We start from the raw sequence: 7,904 nt of genomic DNA, 5'->3' as shown, positions 1-7,904 counted from the left end.
ATAAATAACCATTGCGCTAATAGGCATGTTTTTCCATATCTGAGAGTTGGACTAGGGATAAATAACCATTGCGCTATCTGAGAGTTGGACTAAGGATAAATAACTATTCCGCTCATCGGTATAGTTTTTTTTCATATCTGAGAGTTGGACTAAGGATAAATAACCATTGTGCTAATTGGTCTGTTTTTTTCCATATCTGAGAGTTGGACTAAGGATAAATAACTATTCCGCTCATCGGGACAGTTTTTTTCCACCAAGCGATCGCGTGGTGGTGAAATATAGCAGGTCTGTTGCTTGATGCGATCCGCAGCCGAATAGCCTCAACCGCGCTTGCACCTTTGAGGTAAAAAATTCGTTACCTCACCCATATGAGAACTGCGTTTAATTTAACGGTGGATGAAGCCCAACATTTATTTGTCAATGTCCGGGAAATCGCATCCAGCGACTACCTAAAAAGGACATTAACCGAGTATCTCCCCCTTGCCAATGCCATCAATATGGAAAAGGCTCGTTCCGAACTTCTAATCGCGCCAATTTTACTCGAAGTCCGCCGGATTTTTAACGGAGAAATTGGCTTTTTTTCCGGGACGGAATTTGAAGTCGATCCGGAATTAGGACTGAACGGGTTTTGCGACTATATCCTCACCGCTTCCAGAGAACTGTACGAAATCCGCAGTCCCGTAGTTACTTTAGTCGAAGCGAAAAACGAAAATATCAAAAGCGGTTTAGGTCAATGTATTGCGGAAATGATTGCGGCCCAGCGCTTCAACCAGCGAGACGCTTTGGAATTATCGACGATTTACGGTGCGGTAACAACCGGGGCAATTTGGAAATTCCTAAAGCTGCTCGGTCAAACTGCATTTATCGACCTCGACGACTATTATATCACCAGTTATGAGAAAATTATCGGCATCCTCTGTCAGCCTTTTTTATCCCATTCAGCGTCTATCTAATCCCCGATGCATTCTTCTAGAAATTCTTCGCGATCGCACCCATATTTCACCGCTTTTCTCTCTTCCGGTCGGGCAAAATTCGGCAACTGATGCGGTTCAAACCCAAACTTTCTTTCAAACTTTAACCCCACTTTTTCCATCACGCGAATTGAGGGTTTGTTCGCCACTAATGCCCAGGCGACGATGCGCTTTACGCCCCATTCTCCAAACCCTTTCTTCATTAGCATTCGCGACCCTTCGGTAGCGTATCCTTTCCCCCAACTTGCTTGACGCAAACGATACCCCAACGCCATTTCCTCTGAAGTGACGAGATTTAATTCTACCGCAAAGTTACTATCGGTGGCGGGCATTAAATGAAACCACCCGATAAAGTCGCCACTGGATTTTTCCACCGTTGCCCAAATTCCATAATGTTCGTAGTAATCGTAGAATTTTAATAGCTTGGGTAAGAAATTCTCTTGAATATAGGATAACTCTACCGGATGTCCGCCATTGATATATCGCATGACTTCCGGATCCTGGTCGAGTTCATATAATAAATGGCTATCCTCTCGGGTGAAGTAGCGCAAAATCAGTCGTTCGGTTTCGAGAAAAATCCGCATGGCCGATGTGGTAAAAAATTCGAGTGATTGAGATTTCCTGACCCTGGGACGCTGAAACGCAAAAAGGCGCGATCTCCAGTTACCCCACCCCTCTCCCTGCCTAAATTTTCCCTATATATATGGCCGCACCTTTTCCCATGATAAAATCATACCAAAACCTGGCAGAATTGTCAACAATAAAAGCAGAAATTTTTTCTAAAAAAGGTGAAATTCCTAGACAACAACAAACCGCTTGCTTCTCGGGTCTCGGTTCAGTAGCGCAGAGGTTTTGGTACAGGTGTTCTCTCCTCGTCAACCGGATGAAGTGGGGAGGTGGCCACAGGCCACCCTACGGACGCCTGCAAGTTATTTTGCTGCACGGAGAGTTAGGTATTTTACGCCTAACTCATGTCGGGGAACACCTCTTGCAAGACGGGATGAATGAGCTGGTGTTGGTGTACATTCAACCCTTTAGCCAACCGGCCATCTTTTTCTAACGCTTTAACGCCAGAGTTAGCCAATTCCACCACATAAGGTAACGTGCTATTATTGAGTGCTTGCGTGGCCGTCCAAGGCACAGCTCCTGGCATATTAGGCACGCCATAATGGACGACTTCTTCCTCAAGATAGGTGGGATTGGAGTGGGAGGTGGGATGCAAGGTTTCCACACAACCGCCTTGGTCCACCGCCACATCGATAATCACCGAACCGGGGCGCATTTGGCCCACAAAGGAGCGCGGGACTAAAATGGGGGCGCGGCGGCCCGGAACCAGTACCGCACCGATGAGCAAGTCAGCATCGGACACCGCCGCTTCGATTTGTAAAGATTCGCTGTAAAGCAATTCCACCCGCGACCCAAACAAGCTTTCCAGATAGGCGAGGCGGTCTACATTGATATCTAAAATTTGGACTCGCGCCCCCATACCGACGGCCATGCGTGCCGCTTCCGTACCCACGACGCCGCCGCCCAAAACCACCACATGGCCGGGTTTGACGCCGGGAACGCCGCCGAGAAGGACGCCGCGCCCTCCTTGTTGGCGTTCCAGGAATCTCGCGCCGATTTGGATCGAGAGGCGACCGGCGATGACACTCATGGGGGTGAGCAGGGGGAGTCGCCCATCGGGAAGTTCTACGGTTTCGTAGGCGATCGCGCATACCCCCCGCTCGATCGCGGTCTCGGTCAGCTTGCGATCGGCGGCTAAATGCAGGTAAGTAAACAGCAGTTGCCCTGGTTGCAAAAACTGATATTCTGGCGACAAGGGTTCTTTCACCTTCACTACCAAGTCGCGATTCCACGCCGCTTTCGCCGTGGAGACGATCTTGGCTCCCGCCTGCTGGTAGTCTTCATCAGTGAAACCGGCACCCACACCGGCATGGGTTTCCACGAAGACCGAATGCCCGTTGTCTGCCAAAACCCGGACGCTACTCGGACTTAATCCCACCCGAAATTCCCGATCTTTGGTTTCTTTGGGAACGCCTATTTCCATTAACAACCTCTGAATAATCCTGGTTTATAGCTTAAATCAACAGATTCTAGAGACGTTGCGGTTGACTTCGGACCGAGCATCTCTACAATAGAAGACGACCAATCGTTAAGAATTGTAACTAACTGGCACCGCCATGACCGAACCGCAACCCACCGTTACCCCCAACCTAGAACAGCCGAAATTTGGCTTTAACAAGTATGCCGAGCGCTTAAATGGGCGAGCGGCGATGATTGGCTTTGTCCTGACCCTGGTAATTGAATACTTCACCGGGCAAGGGCTGCTTTCTTGGCTGGGTCTCAATTAGTTCGCGCCATCTCTGAGGCGAGGGAAAATGAGGGACTGTCTCGGGAGTCTCGATTTTCTCTCGTCATCTTATTTACGGGAGCGGCGATCGCCCGCTGGGGTAGCCGTGCAAAACCCCCAGAAACTCCCGATGCTCCGGAGAGTCTCTCTATACCAGACCCACTGGCTTGGAAGCGATCGCCTGTTTCCCCAGATTCACCCCTCCCGATCGATTTCCAGCCAAACCGTTAAAATTAAAGTAGCGAACGGGTTTGGAGAGCAATCCGGACTCGGGGGTCAACTGTAGGTTTTAACATTAAAGAAAAACTAGAAGCGAAGAAATCATGATGCACGCTGCATGGCTGAGATTTTTAAAGTCCGCCTACCGTCAAGAACCGATCGCCAGTTTTGTCGTGACTGTAGGAGCTGTTGATGCCGCGATCGGAGGGGTCGAGCAAAGCGCTTCTCTGTTCGGATTTGGGATTACGGTGGTGAGTTTGGCACTGGCGCTGCGGTGGTGGCAACTCCAGCGCTCTCGTCCCACGGAAACTGAAAAAGTGCCGGAGCATTATCTCCCTGCGAGTTCTTCTCGTCAGCCCTTACCGATGTTGATGTCTCATAAAAAACATCCCCCTCATTAAACTCTTGTCTGATGACGTTCCGATGAAACCCCCTATGATGGAAAGCCATCTAGCCGATCGCCCGTTGAAAATCGGTGAAGTGTCCGCAGAAGCTGAATTGCCCGTCAAGACCATTCGCTACTACGAACAAATCGGGCTGTTGGTCCCGACGGTGGAGCGATCGCCGTCGGGCTACCGATTGTTCGATAAAAGCGTCCTCAATCGATTGGCATTTATTAAACGGGCGCAATCTTTAGGACTGAGTTTGAAAGAAATTAAAGAAATTCTCCAGGTTCACGATCGCGGCGAGTTGCCCTGTGGGGAGGTCAAACAGCATTTAGAGGCAAAAGTTCGGGCGATCGACGAGCAGATCGAAGCGTTGGAAATGCTTCGCTCCCAATTGCAAGGGATTCTGCAAGGGTGGCAAGAACAACCCTCTGCGGAACGCATTGCCCATACGATTTGCCCGAATATTCAGCCTTAATTTCCCCTGGATCTGATTTCTCGATGGGACGCCTGGGTAGACTAAAGGCGATGTCAGCCTCTACCATAAATCTCGCACTGTTGCGGATAGTTTTTAGAACGTGACTCGTTTGCCCCTGAATCGTTTAGCCTCAACCCTGGTTCGTGCCTTTCGCCTTTCGAGAAATGCTAGTCGCGATCGCATCCTGATGGGGTTGGCGATCGGCACTTTTGCCCTGGGTGCTGCCCCGATAGTCGCGATCGGCAACAGCACAGCGCCTCTGACAAGGATCCCGCCTGTGGCTAACCGGGAATTTTCCAAGCCTTTCGCCACCGAATCCCTGTCGCAGCGCATTCTCCCGGTTCGCTTTTCCGGCGAATTCCCGCCCCCTGTTTCCCCTGCGGTTCCTTCTGCGATCGCCGCATCTTGGCAGAACCCGGAACTGATCCTCACCATCGAAGGGGAATCCGCTACCATTCAATCCCTTGCCTTCAGTCCCAATGGCAGACTGCTGGCGGTGGGCGGGGGCAGAAACGATCCGAAAATTGAAGTGTGGGATTTACAGGCAGAAAAACGAATTTATCGTTTGGAAGGTCATCAAATCCGCGTGCTGGCGCTTGCCTTTAGTCCGGATGGCAAAACTCTGGTCAGTGGTGGCGAGGGCGGTTTGATTAATGTCTGGGATCTCGAAACCGGAGAGTTACGCCATACGTTATTGGATCATTCTAGCCACATTCTGTCTCTGGCGATTACGCCGGATGGACGCAATCTGGTCAGTGGGGCGTTAGATGGAATGAAACTATGGGATCTCGGCGAAATGCAGTTGATTGGTTCTCTGGTGAAATTTCAGCCGATCTATGCGGTGGCTATTCGACCGGATGGGCGTCTGATTGCTGGCGGTGACGATGGGGGCAATATCACCCTATGGCCTTTGCTTCCAGAGAATGAAACGCCGATTTATGGCAATGCGATTGCAACGCCGTTCGTACAGGATCGGGGGATTACCACTTTGGCATTTACTCCGGATGGGGGCAGTTTGATTTCTGGGAGTTTGGACAGTCGGATTCACCGTTGGGATTTGGTTCGTGGGGAATCTATTTACACCCTGGTGGAACATAAGAGTTGGATTCGTTCGATTCAAGTGAATCCGAAGGGGGGGATTTTTGCCAGTGTCAGTCGCGATGGAATCCGGTTGTGGGATTTAAGAACGGGTGAGTTAATTGGGGTGTTGTCTGTGGAGTTGAATTGGGCGCAGACGATCGCTTGGAGTCCGGATGGTAACTCGATTGCTAGTGGGGGGTTAGACCGCTCTGTGAAGATTTGGCGCGGTGGCCCTCCGTTTGAGGCGGAGGATCCGGTGGCGGAATTGAGAATTGAGAATTTAGAATAACTCGGCAATTATTTGTGGAGGGTTGCCGATCGCCTTGTTGCCCTTGGGAGAGAATGGGCGATCGCGCCAGCCCTCTGGACATTAGAAAAAAGATGGGTTTCAATAGAAACATTATCACGGTTTTGTTATAGGAGGGGGATTTATGTCTGGCACTGAAAAACAGTACAGATTGGTGACTCGCAGTGATTTTGATGGCCTGGTCTGTGCGGTGCTGTTAAAAGAACTGGATAAAATCGACGAGATTAAATTCGTCCATCCGAAGGATATGCAGGATGGAAAAATTGAGATTAGCGATCGCGATATTACCACGAATTTGCCTTATGTGGAAGGCGTTCATTTAGCGTTCGATCACCACGAAAGCGAAACGATTCGCAATAAGGAGATAAAAGATAATTATATTATCGACCCCAAGGCTCCTTCGGCGGCGCGGGTAGTGTATAATTACTATGGCGGAAAAGACACTTTTGCCCATGTCTCTGAGGAGATGATGGCGGCGGTGGATAAGTCGGATTCGGCTCAATTCAGTCGCTCGGATGTTTTGACTCCGACGGGTTGGGTGCTGTTGAGCTTTCTGATGGATGCTCGCACCGGCTTGGGTCGGTTTAAAAATTTCCGCATCTCTAACTATCAGTTAATGATGGAGTTAATTGATTATTGCCGGAATCATACGATTGACGAAATTTTAGATTTGCCCGACGTGCGGGAACGGTTCGATTTATATTTCGACCAGCAAGAGAAGTTTAAAGACCAACTGAACGAGTGTTCCACGGTGCATGATAATTTAGTGGTCATCGATTTGAGAGACCAAGAGGTTATTTATGCGGGGAATCGGTTTACGATTTATGCGATGAACCCGGAGTGCAATATTTCGATGCACGTGATGTGGGGGCTGAAGAAGCAAAATACGGTGTTTGCTGTGGGTAAGTCGATTTTTAATCGTACTTCAAAGACGAATATTGGGGAATTAATGCTGGAATATGGCGGTGGGGGTCATGCAAATGCGGGAACCTGCCAAATTGAGAATGAGAAAGCGGAACAAGTGAAACAAGAGCTGATCGAGCGGATTACGGCTGCGGGTTAAATGCAATGAGGAGCGATCGCACTCGGATAGCGATCGCTCCTTTTGTGAGATTTTGGCTTGCGTTCACCCTATCTATACCAGCACCATTGGCGGTTGTTTAGAACCCCAGGGCTTTAGCTTATTGAACTTGACAGATTTGGTTTGCGGAGCGTCTTCGGCGCGGATCAGCATCGAGTCTGTAGAACGCACCATCAGTTCGCCCGCATCCAGAGACTCGCGCAACCGCCGCCCGGTTTTCCAGGCGCGATATTTCACGACACTCCAGCGCGGGTTGACGGGATATCCGGCAAACCCAGAACGCAGTGCGGGGAGGTTGTCCTTCGGCATGAGAGTTCCGACTAAAATTCCCTCAGCCAAATCAACCACCATGACGTTACCGTTGTTTTGTGCTTTGGACATCAATTTCACCTCCTCGCCACTAAAGGCCAAACGACTTCTATTGGCACCTTCAGTTTACATAAGATTACGATTTATTACAAATCGCGATCGAGTTTTTCCCTCATCTGGAAACTGGAGTGGCAAAGAGACGACAAAATTGCGATCGCTGTGACCACTCCCGCAACCGAGATGGAGATGCAGGCAACCGATGAAGTGTTTCAGCCTATGATTAGGTTAATCTACATTCTAACAGTTCTAAAATCCAGATGGCGATCGCCGCCATTTTTCCGTTTGACTCAATTCAAACCCAGTCTTTCCTCAATTTTTATCCGTAATTTCACGGAGATGATGCAGACCTGGTAACGGTGAAGAGGAAAACTTGACGGCGCAATTTGCTGCGTTTGTTTCCAGCGAGTCGGCGCGGGAATCGGAAGGAAAATGGGGAAAAATGATGAAGTTTTGATGAACAGAAGGGGATGCGATCGGCGCAGATGGCGAGGGGATAAATGGGAGGGGGTGGGGTGCGATCGTACCCCACCCCCTCCGACACAATGCACGCCTCTAACTGCGATAAATTTCCTGCAGTTCTTCCAGTGAATTAACGGTTTTGATGCCTTCTTGAATTGCCATCAATCGTTCTACATCGGAAAGAACCCGGATTTCCGGCAT

General features: G+C 49.6%; 11 protein-coding genes. 8 read left to right on the top strand and 3 right to left on the bottom strand.

The features are described from left to right. The first annotated feature begins 368 nt into the window (after nucleotides 1–368). Nucleotides 369–953: a hypothetical protein gene (locus AC0QH1_RS27610; RefSeq protein WP_324634653.1), complete on the top strand. Its 585-nt coding sequence runs from the start codon at nucleotides 369–371 to the stop codon at nucleotides 951–953. Here AC0QH1_RS27610 and AC0QH1_RS27605 read toward each other — a convergent pair. Together AC0QH1_RS27605 and ald are read right to left on the bottom strand one after the other, a co-directional pair. Then, nucleotides 950–1,555, bottom strand: a complete 606-nt coding sequence (locus AC0QH1_RS27605) for a GNAT family N-acetyltransferase (RefSeq protein WP_324634652.1) — start codon at nucleotides 1,553–1,555, stop codon at nucleotides 950–952. The genes AC0QH1_RS27610 and AC0QH1_RS27605 overlap by 4 nt on opposite strands. A 380-nt stretch (nucleotides 1,556–1,935) precedes the next feature. Continuing rightward, complete coding sequence (ald, locus tag AC0QH1_RS27600; protein ID WP_324634651.1) at nucleotides 1,936–3,021, bottom strand: alanine dehydrogenase; 1,086 nt, start codon at nucleotides 3,019–3,021, stop codon at nucleotides 1,936–1,938. Between the two features lie 133 nt (nucleotides 3,022–3,154). Here ald and AC0QH1_RS27595 point away from each other — a divergent pair, with 133 nt between their 5' ends. The 6 genes from AC0QH1_RS27595 to AC0QH1_RS27570 all read left to right on the top strand — a co-directional run bounded on the left by AC0QH1_RS27595 (nucleotide 3,155) and on the right by AC0QH1_RS27570 (nucleotide 6,857). After that, nucleotides 3,155–3,325, top strand: a complete 171-nt coding sequence (locus AC0QH1_RS27595; RefSeq protein WP_324634650.1) for a chlorophyll a/b-binding protein — start codon at nucleotides 3,155–3,157, stop codon at nucleotides 3,323–3,325. 27 nt (nucleotides 3,326–3,352) lie between these two features. Then, nucleotides 3,353–3,610: a hypothetical protein gene (locus tag AC0QH1_RS27590; protein ID WP_324634649.1), complete on the top strand. Its 258-nt coding sequence runs from the start codon at nucleotides 3,353–3,355 to the stop codon at nucleotides 3,608–3,610. Nucleotides 3,611–3,650: 40 nt separating this feature from the next. Then, nucleotides 3,651–3,944: a hypothetical protein gene (locus AC0QH1_RS27585; protein WP_324634654.1), complete on the top strand. Its 294-nt coding sequence runs from the start codon at nucleotides 3,651–3,653 to the stop codon at nucleotides 3,942–3,944. Between the two features lie 22 nt (nucleotides 3,945–3,966). Beyond that, a complete protein-coding gene (locus tag AC0QH1_RS27580) occupies nucleotides 3,967–4,407 on the top strand; it encodes a heavy metal-responsive transcriptional regulator (protein ID WP_324634648.1) in 441 nt (146 codons plus the stop codon). Nucleotides 4,408–4,507: 100 nt separating this feature from the next. Next, on the top strand, nucleotides 4,508–5,776 hold the full coding sequence (locus AC0QH1_RS27575) for a WD40 repeat domain-containing protein (protein ID WP_324634647.1): 1,269 nt from the start codon (nucleotides 4,508–4,510) through the stop codon (nucleotides 5,774–5,776). 142 nt (nucleotides 5,777–5,918) lie between these two features. Continuing rightward, complete coding sequence (locus AC0QH1_RS27570; RefSeq protein ID WP_324634646.1) at nucleotides 5,919–6,857, top strand: exopolyphosphatase; 939 nt, start codon at nucleotides 5,919–5,921, stop codon at nucleotides 6,855–6,857. 72 nt (nucleotides 6,858–6,929) lie between these two features. On the opposite strand, the gene AC0QH1_RS27565 is transcribed toward AC0QH1_RS27570, so the two are convergent. Further along, entirely contained in the window at nucleotides 6,930–7,256 is a 327-nt protein-coding gene (locus AC0QH1_RS27565) for a hypothetical protein (protein ID WP_324634645.1), read from the bottom strand. Between AC0QH1_RS27565 and AC0QH1_RS27560 the strand changes: the two genes are divergently transcribed. Continuing rightward, the gene (locus AC0QH1_RS27560) at nucleotides 7,242–7,598 is read left to right on the top strand and encodes a hypothetical protein (protein WP_324634644.1); all 357 of its coding nucleotides are present in this window, start codon (nucleotides 7,242–7,244) and stop codon (nucleotides 7,596–7,598) included. The genes AC0QH1_RS27565 and AC0QH1_RS27560 overlap by 15 nt on opposite strands. The last annotated feature ends 306 nt before the right edge of the window (nucleotides 7,599–7,904 follow it).

It is taken from the genome of Phormidium sp. CCY1219, assembly GCF_055795085.1.
The sequence above is the reverse complement of the archived record's forward strand: the minus strand, read 5'-3'. Positions and strand labels throughout refer to the sequence as shown.